We start from the raw sequence: 19,516 nt of genomic DNA, 5'->3' as shown, positions 1-19,516 counted from the left end.
TCCCAGACCGTTTTAGTCCCAGCCCCGCATACCTCCAAAGGTTCGGGGAACCTTTGGAGGTTGGAGATGAAGCGAACTTGTTTGCTACAAAAAAGGTTCGGGGAACCTTTGGAGGTTGGAAATAAAGCGAACTTGTTTGCTACAAAAAAGGTTTGGGGAACCTTTGGAGGTTGGAAATGAAGCGAACTTGTTTGCTACAAAAGAGGTTCGGAGAACTGGAAATAAAGCGAGCACGTTCGCATCAGTGGTAGAGGTCAGATTTGGAGTGTAAACGCGAATTAAGGATATTTACTTTGCAAATCTTATCTCCAACCTTTAACAGTCCACTGGACTGTTAAACCCAATCAACCACTGCGCTGATATTTTGGCGCAAACTTTGAGAAGTGTTGCTGGGCTTGGGTCCAGCCTCTTTTTTTGAAAGGAGAGGACATGAGAAAGTTTTTACAAGATAGTCTGACAGAGGTTGCCTACTATCTGGAGTTGATTTTATCAGCCATTTTAGGATTAGCCCTACTAGCACTGTCAGGTTTGTTGTTGGCGGATTTAGTTGGTTCACTGACGGGTGGTATTCAAGCGGATAACTTTATCCAGAGTTTTTTAAGCAAGGCTATGACCTTGGCAGTCGGGGTCGAATTCATCAAAATGCTCTGCAAACAATCCCCTAGTACTGTCATCGAGGTGCTCTTGGTTGCTATTGCCCGTCAATTGATTGTGGAACATGGGTCTAGTATGGATTACCTGATTGGTATTGTGTCGGTTGCCATCTTATTTGCAGTGAGAAAATACCTCTTTACCCAGTTTGATGATTCTAACAACATCATCATGCGGGCCAGCCAGAAGGTCAGGGTTGCTAATATCATTGCACGGGTAAAAATTCCTAGCGAGGGAACTGAAACCTTGCGAGATTTTGTTACTCGTAAGTTGAAAGAAGAAGAAAAGACCATTGCTATTGGTGCCTGTGTCTATCTGAAAAATGTGGCTCTACGGATTGACAATATGCATGGGGATTTGATTACACGGGTGGAGATTATCAAGAGTATCTACTAAGCTATTTAGGTGGGGTCGGCAATTTTGAATGAAGATGCACGAATACGTTCAGTTTTTATAATTATTAGAAATTGGTGCATAAATGTGTTAAGATAGAGAAAGAGAGGAGGGAAAAACGGTGTTACTAGATAAAAGCAGTTGTGCCTTATTGCGTCATTTGATTGGTATCCAAGAGCCAGAAACCATTATGGCTATTTCCAAGGAATTGCAACAATCGCGTAGAAAAATCTACTACCACTTGGAAAAAATCAATGCATCTTTACCAAAAGGTATTGAAGCTCTGGAAAGTTTGCCTCGGATAGGCATTCGCTTGTCCGAAGAGCAAAAGCAAGCCTGTCGCCAACTCTTAGATTCCATTGATTCCTATAGCTACATTATGAATATGGATGAACGTATTCAATTGATGATGGTCTACATTTGTATCACACCCGAACGGGTAACCATTGAAAAGCTTATGGAACTGACAGAGGTTTCTCGTAACACAGTCTTGAATGACCTCAATGAAATTCGATCGCAACTGACACAGGAGCAATATAAGATGACCCTCTATGTGTCCAAGAGCCAAGGCTATAGCTTAGTTTGCCATCCCTTGAACAAAATCCAGTATGTCCATTCTCTACTCTATAGCATTTTTTCAGATGCCAACAAGGGCTTTCTTCAAGTCCTTGAAGAGAAATTATCGGATTTAGTTGGTTATCAAATTCTCTTCTCAGAAGAAATGGCTCGTTTTTGGCAGAAACAGGTACCTGGTTTAGAGAAGAAATTAGGGAAGAAAATCAACCGCTATGAGATTGAGTTTATGCTTAAGGTTCTCCCCTTTCTCTTACTCAGCTATCGCAATATGGAGTTGGATGAGTTGGAAGAACGCGCCATTCTCAAGGAATTTGAACAGGTTCGAGAACGGATTGAGTACCTGGTGGCGCAAGATTTTAAGGAGGCACTGTGGTCTAGTTTTGATTTGGAGCTAGATGATATTGAGGTTTCCTTGATTGCCATTTTGCTTCTATCCTATCGGAAGGATAGCGATGTGCATGTGACCAGTCAGGATTTTGCCGAATTAAAACGAGTGGTTGACCGGTTTATTCATCATTTTGAAGTGCATTCTTCCTTTGAATTGGAAAATCCAGAGGAGCTAGCTAGACATCTCTTGGCTCACTGTAAGGCCCTACTCTTCAGAAAGACCTATGGGATTTTATCAAAAAATCCAATGGTCAAGCAAATCCAGGAAAAATATAGTACCCTGTTTGCTGTCACCCAAATTTCCGGCAAGATATTAGAGGAGGAATGGGAGATTGAGCTGACAGATGAGGACATTGCCTATCTGACCATTCATCTAGGAGGGGCTATTCGCCGAAGTGGAACCCGCAAGGTACAGAGCCAAAACATCTATCTAATCTGTGATGAGGGAGTTTCTGTTCAACGCCTGCTCTATAGACAGTGCCAGCATCATTTGCCTGACAAGAAAATTGGAGCAGTTTTTACTACGGAGCAATTTAAAAGTGTTGAAGATTTGTTGGAAGTAGATTTCTTAATTACAACTAGTGAGGGTTTGGAAACGGATTTCCCACTGGTACGGGTCCATCCAATCTTGGATTTCGATGACGTACTCAATCTCACCCACTTTGCCAAATACCGTAGCCTGTCTGATGAGAAACAGGGATTTGCAGTAGAGTTAGATAAGCTCTTGGCTGGCTATTTATCAGATGGAAAGACAGTCCAAGAACTCAAAGGCAGACTGCAAAAGCTCATCAGTAATGAACTGCTGTCAAATGTATCTAGTCGCGACATTGAAACAGATTTGTACTGATTTTGCTTGCCTAAGCCTTAAAGTCCAAATGTGAACACAAGCCTGTGTTTTATTTGGTCTTTTTTTTGTGACCTTTTGCGCATATACTAGAAACATAGAAATACAATCAGCCTTATAGGAGGAATGAAAAATGGCTAAAGTTCAAGATATTACAAGAGAATCATGGATTCTTTCAACTTTCCCAGAGTGGGGAACTTGGCTTAATGAAGAAATTGAAGAAGAAGTAGTGCCAGAAGGCAACTTTGCTATGTGGTGGCTTGGTAACTGTGGTGTTTGGATTAAGACACCAGGTGGTGCGAACGTGGTCATGGACCTTTGGTCATCTCGCGGTAAGTCAACTAAAAAAGTAAAAGATATGGTTTGGGGTCACCAAATGGCTAACATGGCAGGTGTCCGTAAATTGCAACCAAACTTGCGTGTACAACCAATGGTTATCGATCCATTTGCCATCAATGAATTGGACTACTACCTGGTATCACATGTCCACAGCGACCACATGGACATCAGCACTGCAGCTGCTATCATCAACAATCCAAAATTGGACCACGTCAAATTTGTCGGTCCAGTTGAAAGTGGCGACATCTGGGAAAAATGGGGCGTTCCAGCTGACCGTATCATCCGTATCGCACCAGGTGATAGCTTTGAATTCAAAGACATCAAGGTACACGCTGTAGAATCCTTCGACCGTACTTGTTTGGTAACTCTTCCAATCGATGGCTACGAAGAAAACGGTGGCAAGCTAGCAGGTCTTCCTGTGACAGATGAACTCATGGCTCGCAAGGCAGTCAACTATGTCTTTGAAACACCTGGCGGAACCATCTACCACGGTGCAGACTCCCACTTCTCAAACTACTTTGCAAAACACGGCCGTGACTTCAACATTGACGTTGCTATTAACAACTACGGTGACAACCCAATCGGTATCCAAGACAAGATGACCTCAATCGACCTTCTCCGTATGGCAGAAAACTTGCGTGCTAAGGTAATCATCCCTGTTCACTATGACATCTGGTCTAACTTCATGGCGTCAACAGATGAAATCTTGCAGCTCTGGAAAATGCGTAAGGAACGCTTGCAATACGACTTCCATCCATTCATCTGGGAAGTTGGTGGCAAGTACACCTATCCACTTGACAAAGACCGCATTGAATACCATCACCCACGTGGCTTTGACGATTGCTTCTTGGAAGATTCAAACATTCAATTCAAGGCTTTGCTATAATAGATCACTCCGAGGGCGGGACGTAAGTCCTGCCTTTTGAAAATGACAAGCGAAAACGCTTTATGGTATAATAGAACTATGACTTTATTAAAGGAGAATAAGATGTCACAACTTTCAGTAAACGCAATTCGTTTCCTTGGTATCGATGCCATTGAAAAATCAAAATCAGGTCACCCAGGTGTTGTTATGGGTGCAGCTCCAATGGCTTACAGCCTCTTTACCAAAGAGCTCCGTATCAACCCAGCTCAACCAAACTGGATCAACCGCGACCGCTTTATCTTGTCAGCAGGACACGGCTCTATGTTGCTTTACGGACTTCTTCACCTTTCAGGTTTTGAAGATGTCAGCATGGACGAAATCAAAAACTTCCGTCAGTGGGGTTCAAAAACACCAGGTCACCCAGAATTTGGTCACACAGCTGGTGTTGATGCGACAACAGGTCCTCTTGGTCAAGGTATCTCAACTGCGACAGGTTTTGCTCAAGCTGAGCGTTTCCTAGCGGCTAAGTACAACCGTGATGGTTTCCCAATCTTCGACCACTATACATATGTAATCTGTGGCGATGGCGACTTGATGGAGGGTGTTTCTGCAGAAGCTGCTTCTTACGCTGGTCTTCAAAAATTAGAAAAACTCATTGTTCTTTATGATTCAAACGACATCAACTTGGATGGTGAAACAAAAGATTCCTTCACAGAAGATGTGCGCGCTCGCTACAATGCTTATGGCTGGCACACAGATATCGTAACAGACGGAACAGATGTGGATGCAATCTTTGCTGCTATTGAAAAAGCTAAGGCAGCAGGTAAGCCATCTCTTATCGAAATCAAGACTGTTATCGGTCACGGTTCACCAAACAAACAAGGTACAAACGCAGTCCATGGTGCGCCACTTGGGCCAGAGGAAGCAGAAGCAACTCGTAAGGCACTTGACTGGAACTACGCTCCATTTGAAATTCCAGCAGAAGTCTATGCGGACTTCAAGGCAAATGTAGCAGATCGTGGTGCAGCAGCTTACGATGCTTGGGTGAAATTAGTAGAAGACTACAAAGTAGCTCATCCAGAATTAGCAGCTGAAGTAACAGCTATCTTGGAAGGTCGCGATGTAGTAGAAGTGAAACCAGAAGACTTCCCAGTCTACGAAAATGGCTTCTCACAAGCAACTCGTAACTCATCACAAGATGCCCTCAACGCAGCAGCTAAGGTCTTGCCAACCTTCCTCGGTGGTTCAGCTGACTTGGCTCACTCAAATATGACCTACATCAAGGAAGATGGTTTGCAGGATGCAGCAAACCCACTCAACCGCAATATCCAGTTCGGTGTGCGTGAATTTGCTATGGGTACTATCTTGAACGGTATGGCAGCTCACGGTGGACTTCGTGTCTATGGTGGTACCTTCTTCGTCTTCTCAGACTATGTCAAAGCAGCAGTTCGTTTGTCAGCCCTTCAAGGTCTTCCTGTGACTTACGTCTTCACACACGACTCTATCGCAGTTGGTGAAGATGGACCAACTCACGAGCCAATCGAGCACTTGGCAGGACTTCGTGCTATGCCAAACCTCAACGTCTTCCGTCCAGCAGATGCGCGTGAAACACAGGCAGCTTGGTACTTGTCATTGATCAGCAAGTCAACACCATCAGCACTTGTCCTCACTCGTCAAAACTTGACCGTTGAAGAAGGTACTGACTTTGACAAGGTTGCCAAAGGTGCTTATGTGGTTTATGAAGCAGCAGGCTTTGATACAATCCTTCTTGCATCTGGTTCAGAAGTAAACTTGGCTGTCAAAGCTGCCAAAGAACTAGAAGCAGCTGGTACAAAAGTTCGTGTGGTTTCTGTGCCATCAACTGAGCTCTTCGATGCTCAAGACGCAGCTTACAAGGAAGAAATCCTTCCAAATGCTATCCGTCGTCGTTTGGCTATCGAAATGGGTGCAACTCAAAGCTGGTACAAGTATGTCGGCCTTGACGGTAAAGTCCTTGGTATCGACACATTCGGTGCATCAGCTCCAGCACAAACAGTTATCGACAACTATGGCTTCACTGTAGAAAACGTAGTGAAATTGGTTGGAGAATTGTAATAGAAACTGTACAGACAGCCCTTCGGGGCTGTTTTCTAGTTTCAAAATCTCTCTCTTAACAATCTGTGCATTTTTGTATAACATATAAGGACAGTAAAAGGAATATAGAATAAAGTGTTCCAGGTTTTGCTATTACTTTATACAGCACTCCTATCTAGACTGATTTATAGGACGGTTCAAATAGCTTGTAAATTGTTAATTAGTCCTTGACAATAAAATAATAATATATTATAATACCTTTTGAACGATCAATTGATCATTGCTCTCCCCCTACCTTCTCCAAGCGAGAAGGTATTTTTGATATTGGGAAAAAGTTTCAGGTTTAGACGCTATTTCTGTTATAATAATCCTATGAACTATACACAAGAAGAAAAAGAATATTTTATGAACCAGGCTTTGACTGAAGCCAAAAAATCGCTGGAGAAGGATGAAATTCCCATTGGCTGTGTCATTGTCAAGGATGGACAGATTATTGGCCGTGGGCATAATGCCCGTGAGGAGCTTAATCAGGCTATTATGCATGCGGAGGTGATGGCTATTCAAGAGGCCAATCGAGTGGAGGGCAATTGGCGTTTGCTGGATACGACCCTCTTTGTGACCATTGAACCCTGTGTCATGTGTAGTGGTGCAATCGGCTTGGCCCGTATTCCTCATGTAGTTTACGGAGCTACTAATCAAAAGTTTGGGGCGGCAGGTAGCCTATACGACATTTTAACGGATGAGCGCCTCAATCACCGTGTGGAAGTGGAAACAGGGCTCTTGGAAGATTCTTGTGCCCAAATCATGCAGGACTTTTTTAGGCAGAGAAGAGAAAAACAAAAAGTAGAAAAAGAGGCCTTGAAAGCTCAGCAAGGGACAGTTTCGGATAGCTAGTTTGTAGTCCAAACTTGCACTTTCATTGATTTGTGTTATAATAATAAGTGGAGCAACATTCGTGCGTGAAGCGGGTCAGGGGAGGAATCCAGCAGCCCTAAGCGAAGTCGGGTGTGTGCTCTTTTTGCGTACAGTCTAAAACCCCTTTGAAATCAAGCTCTTCAGAGGGTTTTCATTGTCTAATTTTTAGAAATAGGGGCAAAATAAGGGCTACTGGCCTAGCGAGTACTTTTATCTCCGTCTGGGGACTGATTTTTGGAATTTTCTATTGATTTATAGGGAAAAAGGAGTAAAATAGACTTCCACTTAAGAAAACTTTTTGTTAGCTCTGCTATTCTACAGGGGAAAAGGAGGAAGGCCTATGTTTATATTTGCTTTTCCAGGTATGGGGAAAACGACCCTGGCCAAGAAATATGCTCATGTAGTCGATTTGGAGATGTCTGATATTAAGTATGATAATAGCAGCGTCAGACATTTGACCAAGGAAGAACGGAAATCCACTCCCCGTCCCATTAAAGATAAGAACTATAAAAATGTATATGTGAACAGGGCCCATGCCTTACACGAAGAGGGAAAGACGGTCCTGGTAGCCCTCAATTTTTTGGTCAGGATGGTACTGACGGTCATTGTTTCTCAGGGCATTCCTTTTCATATCTATATTCCCCATCCTCGTCTAAAAGCGGAGTACAAACAACGCTATATTCAACGAGGAAATAATAGTAAATTCATTTTTGAAGTGATGACTATTTGGTATCTCAGTTTGTTGCCGCTTTATTTACTGTCTAAGCTATGTCCAGAATTGATAACTGTGACACAAAGCGGGGAGTACTTGGAAGACTATTATGCAAGGGTAAATTACAAACAATTTTCAGAAAATAACATTCGCACAAGCACGGTTTTATGAAAATAAATGAAAATTGATAAATTCCTTGAAAAAAACATGATAAAGCGTTATCATATTATGGTACATAAATGGAGGAATGACATGACACATATTACATTTGATTATTCAAAAGTCTTGGGCCAATTTGTTGGTGCTCAAGAAGTAGACTATATGCAACCACAAGTAACGCTTGCTGACCAAATGCTCCGTCAAGGAACAGGTCCTGGTAGCGACTTTATCGGCTGGTTGGATTTACCAGAAAATTATGACAAAGAAGAATTTGCGCGTATCAAGGAAGCAGCAGCTAAGATCCAAAATGAAAGTGAAGTTTTGGTGGTTATCGGTATCGGTGGTTCGTATCTCGGTGCCAAAGCAGCTATTGATTTCTTGAGCAATGCTTTTGTTAACTTGCAAACTCGTGAAGAGCGTAAAGCTCCACAAATCCTTTACGCTGGAAACTCTATCTCATCAAGCTACCTTGCTGACTTGGTGGACTACGTTGCTGACAAGGACTTCTCAGTTAACGTGATTTCAAAATCAGGTACAACAACCGAGCCAGCTATTGCCTTCCGCGTCTTCAAAGAATTGCTTGTCAAGAAATACGGTCAAGAGGAAGCTAACAAGCGTATCTATGCGACAACTGACAAGGCAAAAGGTGCAGTTAAGGTTGAAGCGGACGCAAATGGTTGGGAAACTTTTGTAGTTCCAGATGATGTCGGCGGCCGTTTCTCTGTCTTGACAGCAGTTGGTCTTTTGCCAATCGCAGCAGCTGGTGCAGACATTGATGCCCTGATGGAAGGTGCAAACGCTGCTCGTAAGACTTACACATCAGATAAGATTGCTGAAAATGAGGCTTACCAATATGCAGCTGTTCGTAATATCCTTTACAGAAAAGGCTATGTAACAGAAATCTTGGCAAACTATGAGCCATCACTCCAATACTTCAGCGAATGGTGGAAACAATTGGCTGGTGAGTCAGAAGGTAAGGACCAAAAAGGTATCAACCCAACATCTGCTAACTTCTCAACAGACTTGCACTCACTTGGACAATTTATCCAAGAAGGAAACCGCAATATCTTTGAAACAGTAGTTCGTGTTGACAAACCAAGAAAAAATATCCTCATTCCTGACATGGCAGAAGATCTTGACGGTCTTGGCTACTTGCAAGGTAAGGACGTTGACTTTGTAAACAAAAAAGCAACGGACGGCGTACTTCTTGCCCACACAGATGGTGGCGTACCAAACATGTTTGTCACTCTTCCACAACAAGATGAGTTCACACTTGGTTACACCTTCTACTTCTTCGAGTTGGCAATTGCGATCTCTGGTTACCTCAATGCCATCAACCCATTTGACCAACCAGGTGTAGAAGCCTACAAGAAAAATATGTTCGCTCTTCTTGGCAAACCAGGATTTGAAGAACTCGGTGCAGAATTGAATGCACGTTTGTAGGAAAACCAAACTGACCGGAAACGGTCGGTTTTTCTTTCCTTTAGAAATATGGTAGAATATTCTCTATGAAAACGGAATTTTTTGTAGTAGGAGATGTTCATGGTAAGTTTGAACTCCTGCTTGATATTTTAAAGAAATGGAACGAGAAGCGACAACAGTTGATTTTTCTGGGTGACCTGATTGATCGCGGGGAAAATTCCAAAGCCTGTTTGGAGTTGGTTTGGCAATTGGTACGGGAAAAGGATGCGATTTGTTTAACGGGTAACCATGAACGGATGTTTCTGGCCTGGTTACGTGATCCGGTTGACTGCTATGACCATTACCGTCGGAACGGTGGTGATACAACGATTAACTCTCTTCTGGGACGGCCCTTGGATGCTCCTGTAGATGGATTAGTAGATGCTAATGCAGTGATGGAACAATATGAGGACCTGATTGATTTTGTCAAATCTTGTCCCTATCATGTGGAAACGGAAGGATATATCTTTGTCCATGCTGGTGTGGACTTGACTTTACCAGACTGGCGCGAAACCAGCAATCATGATAAAGTCTGGCTTAGAACTCCTTTCCATGAGGCTGAAAATACCACAGGGAAAATGATTGTCTTTGGGCATACCCCTGTTTATAACCTCTATCAAACAAAGCTCCGCATTAGCCAAATCTGGACCAGTTCAGATGGGAAAATGGGGATTGACGGTGGTGCTGTTTACGGTGGAGTTCTCCATGGAATTGTACTAGATGACACAGGTTTAGTTCAAGATTATATCGTTGGAGCTGTCAATCCGAGAAAAGAAATTGAGGATTAATATAATAGATGAAAATTAGGAGGTAAAACTTCTAATTTTTTTGTTTTTCATCATCAAATTTTCAGAAAATTTTGATATAATAGTAAAAATATTATTTTTAGATTGGAAACATTATGACTGCACAAAAAATGACTGCGCAAGAAATCATTGCTTTTATCGGTAATGCTGTGAAAAAGACCACTGTTAAAGTGACCTTTGAAGGAGAATTGGCAGGTCCTGTTCCTGCTGAAGTGACAAAGCTTGGCAATGTCCTCTTCGGTGACTGGAAGGACGTTGAGCCACTCTTGGCAAACTTGACTGAAAATGTGGACTACGTTGTAGAACAAGACGGCCGCAATTCAGCTGTGCCTTTGCTTGACAAACGTAACATTAACGCCCGTATCGAGCCAGGTGCCATTATTCGTGACCAAGTGACCATCGGCGACAATGCTGTTATCATGATGGGAGCGGTGATCAACATCGGTGCGGAAATCGGTCCAGGTACCATGATCGACATGGGTGCGATTTTGGGCGGACGTGCGACGGTTGGTAAGAACAGCCACATTGGTGCTGGTGCGGTCCTTGCGGGTGTCATCGAGCCAGCGTCTGCCGAGCCAGTTCGCGTTGGTGACAATGTCTTGGTCGGTGCCAATGCTGTTGTCATCGAGGGTGTGCAAATCGGTAGCGGCTCTGTTGTGGCAGCCGGTGCTATTGTAACTCAAGACGTCCCTGAAAACGTCGTGGTGGCAGGTGTACCAGCCCGCATCATCAAGGAAATCGACGCCCAAACCCAACAAAAAACAGCCTTGGAAGAGGCTTTGCGGACACTTTAAGAGGTAGCTATGCTAGATTTAATCGCGACACGCCGGGCCCTCCACCAGATTCCAGAGCTGGGCATGGAGGAGTTCAAGACCCACGCCTTTCTTATGGAAACGATTGAAGGTTTACTGCAAGATTGTACTTTTGCCCAAGTCCGCACTTGGAAGACTGGGATTTTGGTCTATCTGACAGGGACCGCTCCTGAAAAGACGGTTGGCTGGCGGGCGGATATTGACGGCCTACCGATCGTGGAGGAGACGGACCTGGACTTCAAGTCCCTCCACCCAGACAGGATGCACGCCTGTGGACATGATTTCCACATGACCATTGCCTTGGGGCTTTTGGAGAAAATGGCAGAGCAGCAACCGAGAAACAATCTGCTCTTCCTCTTTCAGCCTGCGGAGGAAAATCTAGCAGGAGGTATGCTCATGTATGAAGCGGGTGCTTTTGGGGATTGGTTGCCAGATGAATTTTATGGGCTCCATGTCCGACCAGACCTCAAAGTCGGTCAAATGGCCACCAACCGTGCGACCCTTTTTGCTGGGACCTGTGAAGTCAAGATACGGTTTACAGGAAAGGGTGGGCACGCAGCATTTCCCCATACGGCCAATGACGCCTTGGTGGCAGCTAGCTACTTTGTGACCCAGGTTCAGTCGGTGGTCAGCCGCAATGTCGACCCAATAGAGGGGGCTGTGGTCACCTTTGGCTCCATGCATGCTGGCACAACAAATAATGTCATTGCAGAAACGGCCTTCTTGCATGGCACCATTCGGGCTTTGACCCAGAGCATGAGTCTTCTGGTGCAAAAGCGGGTGCGGGAAGTGGCAGAAGGAATCGCCCTGTCCTTTGGAGTGGACCTGGACATCGAGCTCAATCCTAGCGGTTACTTGCCTGTGGAGAACAATCCCCAGCTGGCAGATGAACTGATGACCTATTTTGAACAGGTTGCTGGTGTGGAGATGATTGATTGTCCGCCTGCTATGACGGGTGAGGACTTTGGCTACCTGCTCAATAAGGTGCCGGGTGTTATGTTCTGGTTGGGTGTGGATACACCTTATCCCCTTCACAACCCTCGCCTCAGTCCCAAAGAGGAAGTGCTTCCTTTTGCTGTGGATAAGTTGAGTGATTTTTTGAAAATGAAAGCAAACTAGACTGGGTTTCCAGTCTTTTTCAGAATGAAAAGGAGTTTCTGTGGATAAAGCCAGTATTCGACGAGAAGCCTTGCAGAACTTGAAAGGCATGACTAGTAGTCAGAGAGCAAGATGGAGCCAGCAGCTGACGGAAAGGCTCCTTGCTTCTGCGGTCTATCAGAGCGCACAGTCGCTTGGGACCTACCTTTCCATGCCCCATGAGTTTGACACTTCTTACCTGATTGAGCAGGCTCAAAAGGATGGCAAGCAGATTTTCATCCCTAAGACCTATTCACAAGGGCGCATGGATTTTGTAGAATATAATCCTGATGATTTGGTGAAATCTAGGTTTGGAGTTTGGGAACCTGGGACTTATTCACAACCTGTGGATAAGTCTGTGATTAAGTTGGTCCATGTGCCCGGTTTAGCTTGGAACCATGCGGGTTTTCGAGTGGGCTATGGTGGTGGTTTTTATGATCGCTACCTAGTAGATTATCAGGGGAAAACGGCATCGACCTTGGCATACTTTCAAGTCTATGATTTCGAACCAGATCTATTTGATATTCCAGTAAAGGAGTTGTTGATTTTTGAAGAACTTTTTTGATAAGCGCTATCCTGTGACCAATGCCTTGTTGGCGGTTACGGCTCTTGTTTTTCTTTTGATACAGGTATTTCGATTTGGGCAGACGACGGCAGCTTATACAATTTTTGAGTTTGGTGGCATGTATGGCCAAGTGGTACGTTATGATCCAACTCAGTTGTGGCGCTTGATTTCCCCCATCTTTGTCCACATTGGCTGGGAACATTTTATCTTTAATAGCATCACCTTGCTTGGTTTGGGTTATCAATTAGAAGGACTGTTTGGAGCACGGCGCTTCTTCCTGCTGTATATCTTGTCTGGGATAATAGGAAATCTCTTCGTACTCTTCTTTACACCAGATGTAGTTGGTGCAGGTGCATCGACCTCGCTCTTTGGTCTTTTTGCTGCCATGGCACTCTTGAGGAAATTCAGTCGTAGTCCCTATCTGCAAGTTCTTGGTCAACGCTATATGGTCCTTTTGGGATTGAACTTGGTATTGGGACTTTTTAATCCAACCATCAGCATGGCAGGGCATATTGGAGGAGCTATTGGAGGTTGTTTGGTTGTGATGTTCCTTCCGCCTCTTATGGAAAAAAATCTCTTTACAGGAAAACAGATTTTCTACAGTTTCATTGGTTATTGGGGCTTGATTGCCGTGCTATTAGGTATATTTTATGTGATATAAGAAAAAACTAGCGGTTGCTAGTTTTTTACTTTTCTTCTTCAGTTTGGAATTGTTTAGCAAGGTCGATGATGTAGTCTTTCACATCATCTTTGACTTGTGGGTGGGTCAAGGCGTAGTCAATCGATGTTTTCATAAAGCCAAATTTATCTCCGACATCGTAGCGTTTTCCCGTGAATTCACGAGCAAATACACGCTGGGTTTTGTTGAGGGTGTCAATGGCATCTGTCAACTGAATTTCGTTGCCTGCACCTGGTTCTTGATTTTCTAATATTTTGAAGATTTCAGGAGTTAGCAAGTAGCGCCCGATAATGGCCAAATCAGACGGTGCATCTTCTGGTTTTGGTTTTTCCACAAAGGTTTCCACACTGTATAGGCCGTTGATACCTTCTCCATGCGGGGCAATGACACCGTATGAAGAAACTTCCTCATGAGGGACTGGCATAACTGCAAGTGTTGACGCATGGGTCGCTTCGTAGTCCTCAATCAGTTGTTTAGTGATTGGTTTAACGGTATCGTCTGTGATATCCATGAGGTCATCGCCCAACATAACAACGAACGGCTCGTTTCCAACAAAGGCCTTGGCCTGCAAGACTGCGTCCCCCAACCCTTTGGGATAGCTTTGGCGAATGAAGTGTAGGCGAATGGCTGTCGCATCATCAACCAATTTCAAGAGATCATTTTTTCCTTTTTCTTTGAGGTTGTACTCCAATTCAAAGTTTGAGTCAAAGTGGTCTTCGATGGAACGTTTGGATTTATTGGTTACAACCAAGATATCCTCAATACCTGATTTAAGGGCTTCTTCAAAGATAAATTGAAGGGTTGGCTTATCCACAATCGGCAACATCTCTTTGGCAAGCGCCTTAGTAGCAGGTAGGAAACGAGTCCCTAATCCAGCTGCTGGGATGACAGCTTTTCTAACTTTTTTTGTCATCGTATCTCCTTTTTATTAAGACCATTCATTCTCGTGGCGGAATTCGCCGGACATGATATCTTTGATAGCGTCCTGAATACTAGCTCCTTGGTAAATGACGCTGTAGATGGCTTGAGTGATTGGCATATAAACGCCCAATTCTTGTGCTAATTCATAGGCTGCCTTGGTAGTAGAAATCCCTTCGATAACCATGCCCATGTTTGCTTCGATATCTTCCAGTTTTTCACCTTTACCAAGCAAATCACCAGCCCGCCAGTTGCGTGAGTGAACGGATGTACCGGTAACAATCAAGTCGCCGACACCAGACAGACCACTGTAGGTTAGGGGATTGGCTCCCATGGCAACTCCAAGGCGGGTAATCTCAGTTAAGCCACGGGCAATGATAGCTGCCTTGGCATTGTCACCGAATCCAAGACCATGAAGGGCTCCAGCACCAACAGCGATGATGTTTTTCAAAGCACCAGCTGTTTCTACCCCGATGACATCGTTGTTGGTGTAAAGTCGGAAGTAATGGTTGCTGAAGAGGTTTTGCACATAGCCAGCTGTTTCCAAGTCTTTTGAAGCTGCAGAAATCAAGGTCAAGTCACGGACGATGGTTTCTTCTGCATGGCTTGGTCCAGAAACCACAACGATTTCTGAACGGAGATCTGCAGGAATCTCTTCTTCCAAGACTTCAGATAAGCGTTTGTGGCTATCTGGTTCCAACCCTTTGGAAGCGTGCATGACAACAACCTTGTGTTTAAGGGCTTGAGCAACTTGTTTGGCAACCAGACGGGTCACCTTGGTTGGAACAACAAAGAGAACAGCGTCAACTCCGTCTAGTGTTTCTGTCAAATCCTTGTAGCCTTTAATATTCTCATCTAAGACAATATCTTTAAAGTAGCGGGTATTGGTATGCTGTTCATTGATTTCGTCAATCTGTTCGGGAATATTTCCCCAAATGCGGACAGTATGACCGTTATCGTTGAGAACCTGGGCCAGGGCAGTCCCCCATGAACCAGGTCCCAAGATAGCAATAGTTTGTTTGGTCATAGAAAATCCTTTCTAGTTGAGTTAATTTATTTACTATTATACCATAAGCAAAAAATAAAAGCTTGCAAGTCATGTCAAATATTACTTTGATAAAGAAAAATGCTTTCAGCAGGAAGTATGAAAACTGGCGCCATTTTCAGAAAATTGGAGATGAAATCATTGACAATAGTTCTTGAGAGAACTATAATAGTTCTCATGATAATTATTCTAGGAAAGGAGTTATCGTGGGACATACTATTGCAGATTTTCGGAACTTGCTCAATCAGATTGAACAAATCAGTGAAACTATTGCTAAAGAATACGATGTGGAGCACCTAGCTGGTCCACAGGGCTGGGCCTTGCGTTTCATCGCGGAGCGGTCAGGCCTTGAAACCTTTGTCAAAGATGTAGAAGTAGAATTGAAGATTTCCAAATCGGTTGCCAGCAACCTGGTCAAGCGAATGGAGAAAAATGGTTTTATTCAGGTCTTGCCTTCTCAACTAGACAAACGCTATAAGCAGCTAGTCTTGACAGAGAAAGGGCAGGGTAAGATCTGTCACCTGAAAGCCTTCCATGATGAAATGCACCATTCGCTTTTTTGGGGCATTCAAAAAGAGGACTTTGATTTGGTTAGACAAGTAGCCGATCAATTAAAAGAAAATATTCAACACTATAAGGAGAAGAAACATGTTTAAAGAAGCCATTTTACGCTATAAATGGTATGCCTTGGCCTGTCTTGCTTTGACGTCAGTTGTCGTCCTTACAACCCTCTTGCAGCCCAACTACTTAAAGGATGTCTTGGCAGCAGTCTTGGCCAATGACAAGGATGAGATTGTTCGTGTGGGCAAATTACTGCTGATTATTGCTGGAATTGGTCTTTTGGCAGGGCTTGTCAATACCATTTCAGCAGCTAAGATTTCTCAGGGAGTATCTGCGGATATTCGTGAGAAGACCTTTCGGAAGATCCAAAGCTTCTCTTATGCCAATATCGAAGAGTTTAACGCTGGGAACTTGGTTGTTCGGATGACTAACGATGTCAATCAGATCCAGAACCTTGTCATGATGCTCTTTACAGTGTTGATGCGGGTTCCGTTGCTGTTTGTCGGAGCCTTCATCATGGCAGTGCGGACCATGCCAGAACTCTGGTGGATGATTATTCTCATGGTGGTCTTGATTATGGCCATTATGGCAGTTGTCATGGGGCAGATGGGACCACGTTTTGGTAAATTCCAGTCCCTCATGGACAAGATGAACAGTATTGCCAAGGAAAACCTACGGGGAATTCGTGTGGTCAAATCCTTTGTTCAGGAGAAAAATCAATATGCTAAATTCAAGGAGGTATCCAACGAACTCTTGGACCTCAACCTTTTTATCGGCTACGGTTTTTCTATTTTGCAACCTCTGATGATGTTGATTGCCTACATGGCGATTTTTGCATCGCTCTACTTGGTGTCCGGGATGTTGGAAACCAACTTGGAGGCAGTTGGTGGCTTTACTTCCTTTATGAGCTACCTCATGCAAATCATGTTTGCCATTATCATGACTAGCTTTATGGGGATGCAGGCTTCTCGTGCTGCCATCTCTATTAAGCGGATCAGCGAGGTCTTGGATACGGAGCCTGCTATGACCTTCAAGGATGTGGCGGATGAAGAATTGACTGGTAAGATTGTCTTTGACAATGTTAGCTTTACCTACCCACACGATACGGAGCCGACTTTGAAAAATATCTCATTTGAGATTGAGCCTGGGCAGATGGTCGGTGTGGTTGGTGCAACAGGTGCGGGTAAATCCACACTTGCTCAGCTAATCCCACGTTTGTTTGACCCACAGGAAGGAACGGTATCCATTGGTGGTCGGGACTTGAAAGAAGTCAGCAAGAACACCCTGCGTGATACGGTATCGATTGTCTTGCAAAAGGCTATTCTCTTCTCGGGGACCATTGCAGACAACCTGCGTCAAGGGGCACCTGGTGCTGATTTGCAACGTTTGGAGCGGGCCGCAGGTATTGCCCAAGCAAAAGAATTTATCGACCGTTTGGATGATACCTATGAGAGCCAAGTAGAAGAACGTGGAAATAACTTCTCTGGTGGTCAGAAGCAGCGGATGTCCATTGCTCGTGGGGTGATTGGCGAGCCTAAGGTTTTGGTCTTGGATGACTCAACTTCTGCCCTGGATGCCAAGTCTGAGAAACTAGTCCAAGAGGCTCTCAACCATGATTTGAAGGGGACAACCACTGTCATTGTTGCCCAGAAGATTTCTTCTGTTGTCAAAGCTGATAAGATTTTGGTTCTTGACGAAGGTCGTCTGATCGGCCAAGGTCCCCACGCCGAGTTGGTAGCTACGAATGATGTCTACCGTGAAATCTACGAAACACAGAAAGGGAGGGAGGAATAGATGAAGACGTTACGTTTTTTCTGGTTTTATTTCAAACGCTATAAACTGTCCTTTGCTGTGATTTTTCTAGCCATTGTGACAGCGACCTACTTGCAGGTTAAGACGCCTGTTTTCCTTGGAAATGCCATTGCGGAGATGGGGAAAATTGGGCAGGCTTACTTTATGGCCAATCAAGCTGGTCAGGCTGACTTTCAGCCAGACATGGCTGATTTTAACGGGGTTATGCTCAATCTTTTCTTTGCCTATGCGGCGACGGTTGTGGCTTCCTTGATTTACACCCTCCTCTTCACGCGTATCGTGGCTCATTCGACCAACCGTATGCGTAAGGGCTTGTTTGGCAAGCTGGAACGTTTGACAGTTGCCTTCTTTGATAGCCACAAGGACGGGGACATTCTTTCTCGCTTTACCAGTGATTTGGACAATATCCAAAACGCTTTTAACCAGTCCTTGACCCAAGTGGTGACCAACATCGCCCTTTATATTGGTATGGTCATCATGATGTTCCGTCAGGATACTCGCTTGGCCTGGGTCACCATTGCTTCTACACCAGTTGCCTTGATTGCCTTGGTCCTTATCATCCGCCTATCACGGAAATATACGGATAAGCAACAGGCTGCGGTATCTAAGCTCAATGCCTACATGGACGAGAAAATTTCCGGACAAAAAGCGATTATTGTACAGGGTGTGCAGGAAGAGACGATTGATGGTTTCTTGGAACTCAATGAAGAAGTTCGCCGTACGACCTTCAAGGGACGCTTGTTTGGTGGTATTCTCTTTCCATTTATGAATGGGATGAGTTTGGTCAATACGGCCATTGTTATCTTTGCAGGCTCCAGCATTGTTCTCAATGATAGTTCGCTGGAAACAGCTGCTGCACTTGGTCTGGTAGTGACCTTTGTTCAGTATTCGCAACAGTATTACCAGCCAATCATGCAGGTTGCTGCCAGCTGGGCAGAATTGCAGCTAGCTTTCACAGGAGCTCATCGTATTCAGGAAATGTTTGATGAGCCTGAGGAGGTTCGCCCTCAAAACGCTCCGCTATTTACCGAATTAAAAGAAGGAGTTGAAATCAAGGACATCGACTTTGGCTACTTGCCAGGTCAGAGGGTCTTGGACAAGGTGTCTATCTCTGCTCCTAAGGGCAAAATGGTGGCAGTCGTTGGTCCGACGGGGTCTGGTAAGACTACCATTATGAACTTGATCAACCGCTTCTATGATGTTAACGGTGGTAGCGTGGCCTTTGATGGTCGTGATATTCGGGAATATGACTTGGACAGCTTGCGGGATAAGGTCGGCATTGTCTTGCAGGAGTCGGTTCTTTTCTCAGGTACTATTGCGGACAATATCCGCTTTGGTGATGAAAGCATTTCGCAAGAAATGGTGGAAACCGCAGCTCGTGCCACTCATATCCACGACTTCATCATGAGCTTGCCAGAGGGCTATGAAACCTTTGTGACCGATGATGAGAATGTCTTCTCAACAGGTCAGAAACAGTTGATTTCCATTGCCCGTACGCTTTTGACAGATCCACAAGTCTTGATTTTGGACGAAGCAACGTCAAACGTTGATACCGTAACGGAAGCCAAAATCCAGAAAGCTATGGAGGCTATTATCGCAGGACGGACCAGCTTCGTCATTGCCCACCGCCTCAAAACCATTCTCAATGCGGACGAAATCATCGTCCTCAAAGACGGAAAAGTGATTGAGCAGGGCAACCACAGCCAGCTCCTCAAGCTCAATGGCTTCTACGCCGAACTCTACCATAACCAGTTTGTGTTTGAATAAAGAAAAAGGTCTCAACAGGCCTTTTTTGTTTCTGACTTT

Annotated in this window: 17 protein-coding genes and 1 other RNA gene; 16 read left to right on the top strand and 2 right to left on the bottom strand. The window is 44.4% G+C overall.

Translation table 11 applies throughout. From position 1 onward, the window contains the following. The first annotated feature begins 429 nt into the window (after window positions 1-429). The 13 genes from PW220_RS09650 (at window position 430) to PW220_RS09590 (ending at window position 13,356) form a co-directional block, all read left to right on the top strand. The gene (locus tag PW220_RS09650; protein ID WP_099871512.1) at window positions 430-1,047 is read left to right on the top strand and encodes a hypothetical protein; all 618 of its coding nucleotides are present in this window, start codon (window positions 430-432) and stop codon (window positions 1,045-1,047) included. 118 nt (window positions 1,048-1,165) lie between these two features. Further along, window positions 1,166-2,854, top strand: coding sequence for a BglG family transcription antiterminator (locus PW220_RS09645; protein ID WP_248055713.1), 1,689 nt, complete (start codon window positions 1,166-1,168; stop codon window positions 2,852-2,854). Window positions 2,855-2,984: 130 nt separating this feature from the next. Beyond that, the gene (gene ulaG / locus PW220_RS09640; protein ID WP_029943848.1) at window positions 2,985-4,076 is read left to right on the top strand and encodes an L-ascorbate 6-phosphate lactonase; all 1,092 of its coding nucleotides are present in this window, start codon (window positions 2,985-2,987) and stop codon (window positions 4,074-4,076) included. 102 nt (window positions 4,077-4,178) lie between these two features. After that, complete coding sequence (tkt, locus tag PW220_RS09635; protein ID WP_248055711.1) at window positions 4,179-6,149, top strand: transketolase; 1,971 nt, start codon at window positions 4,179-4,181, stop codon at window positions 6,147-6,149. A gap of 351 nt (window positions 6,150-6,500) precedes the next feature. Then, on the top strand, window positions 6,501-7,022 hold the full coding sequence (tadA, locus tag PW220_RS09630; protein ID WP_105118617.1) for a tRNA adenosine(34) deaminase TadA: 522 nt from the start codon (window positions 6,501-6,503) through the stop codon (window positions 7,020-7,022). 41 nt (window positions 7,023-7,063) lie between these two features. Further along, window positions 7,064-7,159: signal recognition particle sRNA small type (ffs, locus tag PW220_RS09625), an RNA gene on the top strand. A gap of 224 nt (window positions 7,160-7,383) precedes the next feature. Further along, the gene (locus tag PW220_RS09620) at window positions 7,384-7,926 is read left to right on the top strand and encodes a hypothetical protein (protein WP_105118616.1); all 543 of its coding nucleotides are present in this window, start codon (window positions 7,384-7,386) and stop codon (window positions 7,924-7,926) included. Window positions 7,927-8,007: 81 nt separating this feature from the next. Continuing rightward, on the top strand, window positions 8,008-9,357 hold the full coding sequence (locus PW220_RS09615; protein ID WP_105118615.1) for a glucose-6-phosphate isomerase: 1,350 nt from the start codon (window positions 8,008-8,010) through the stop codon (window positions 9,355-9,357). A gap of 65 nt (window positions 9,358-9,422) precedes the next feature. After that, entirely contained in the window at window positions 9,423-10,163 is a 741-nt protein-coding gene (locus PW220_RS09610; protein WP_105118614.1) for a metallophosphoesterase, read from the top strand. A gap of 113 nt (window positions 10,164-10,276) precedes the next feature. Beyond that, complete coding sequence (gene dapD / locus PW220_RS09605; RefSeq protein WP_024376132.1) at window positions 10,277-10,975, top strand: 2,3,4,5-tetrahydropyridine-2,6-dicarboxylate N-acetyltransferase; 699 nt, start codon at window positions 10,277-10,279, stop codon at window positions 10,973-10,975. Window positions 10,976-10,984: 9 nt separating this feature from the next. Next, entirely contained in the window at window positions 10,985-12,112 is a 1,128-nt protein-coding gene (locus PW220_RS09600) for an N-acetyldiaminopimelate deacetylase (protein WP_105118613.1), read from the top strand. Window positions 12,113-12,152: 40 nt separating this feature from the next. Then, window positions 12,153-12,695 (top strand): 5-formyltetrahydrofolate cyclo-ligase, encoded by a 543-nt coding sequence (locus PW220_RS09595; RefSeq protein WP_105118612.1) that lies wholly within the window; start codon window positions 12,153-12,155, stop codon window positions 12,693-12,695. After that, window positions 12,679-13,356: a rhomboid family intramembrane serine protease gene (locus PW220_RS09590; RefSeq protein ID WP_105118611.1), complete on the top strand. Its 678-nt coding sequence runs from the start codon at window positions 12,679-12,681 to the stop codon at window positions 13,354-13,356. Before PW220_RS09595 ends, PW220_RS09590 begins: the two co-directional genes overlap by 17 nt. Before the next feature lie 25 nt (window positions 13,357-13,381). Here the strand turns inward: PW220_RS09590 and galU are convergent, their stop codons facing one another. Both galU and PW220_RS09580 read right to left on the bottom strand, forming a co-directional pair. After that, complete coding sequence (galU, locus tag PW220_RS09585) at window positions 13,382-14,287, bottom strand: UTP--glucose-1-phosphate uridylyltransferase GalU (RefSeq protein WP_105210140.1); 906 nt, start codon at window positions 14,285-14,287, stop codon at window positions 13,382-13,384. A 15-nt stretch (window positions 14,288-14,302) separates the two neighbouring features. Then, the gene (locus tag PW220_RS09580; RefSeq protein WP_105113399.1) at window positions 14,303-15,319 is read right to left on the bottom strand and encodes an NAD(P)H-dependent glycerol-3-phosphate dehydrogenase; all 1,017 of its coding nucleotides are present in this window, start codon (window positions 15,317-15,319) and stop codon (window positions 14,303-14,305) included. A 224-nt stretch (window positions 15,320-15,543) separates the two neighbouring features. Between PW220_RS09580 and PW220_RS09575 the strand changes: the two genes are divergently transcribed. Genes PW220_RS09575 through PW220_RS09565 form a run of 3 tightly spaced genes read left to right on the top strand, consistent with a single transcriptional unit; the run spans window position 15,544 to window position 19,477 of the window. Beyond that, complete coding sequence (locus PW220_RS09575) at window positions 15,544-15,993, top strand: MarR family winged helix-turn-helix transcriptional regulator (protein WP_248055709.1); 450 nt, start codon at window positions 15,544-15,546, stop codon at window positions 15,991-15,993. Further along, entirely contained in the window at window positions 15,986-17,692 is a 1,707-nt protein-coding gene (locus PW220_RS09570) for an ABC transporter ATP-binding protein (protein ID WP_248055704.1), read from the top strand. The genes PW220_RS09575 and PW220_RS09570 overlap by 8 nt, the downstream gene beginning before the upstream one ends. After that, the gene (locus tag PW220_RS09565) at window positions 17,693-19,477 is read left to right on the top strand and encodes an ABC transporter ATP-binding protein (RefSeq protein ID WP_248055703.1); all 1,785 of its coding nucleotides are present in this window, start codon (window positions 17,693-17,695) and stop codon (window positions 19,475-19,477) included. Window positions 19,478-19,516 lie beyond the last annotated feature (39 nt).

This window comes from Streptococcus sp. 29892 (genome assembly GCF_032594935.1).
Taxonomy (GTDB): Bacteria; Bacillota; Bacilli; order Lactobacillales; family Streptococcaceae; genus Streptococcus; species Streptococcus hyiners.
This window is presented reverse-complemented; position numbering and strand designations above follow the sequence as displayed.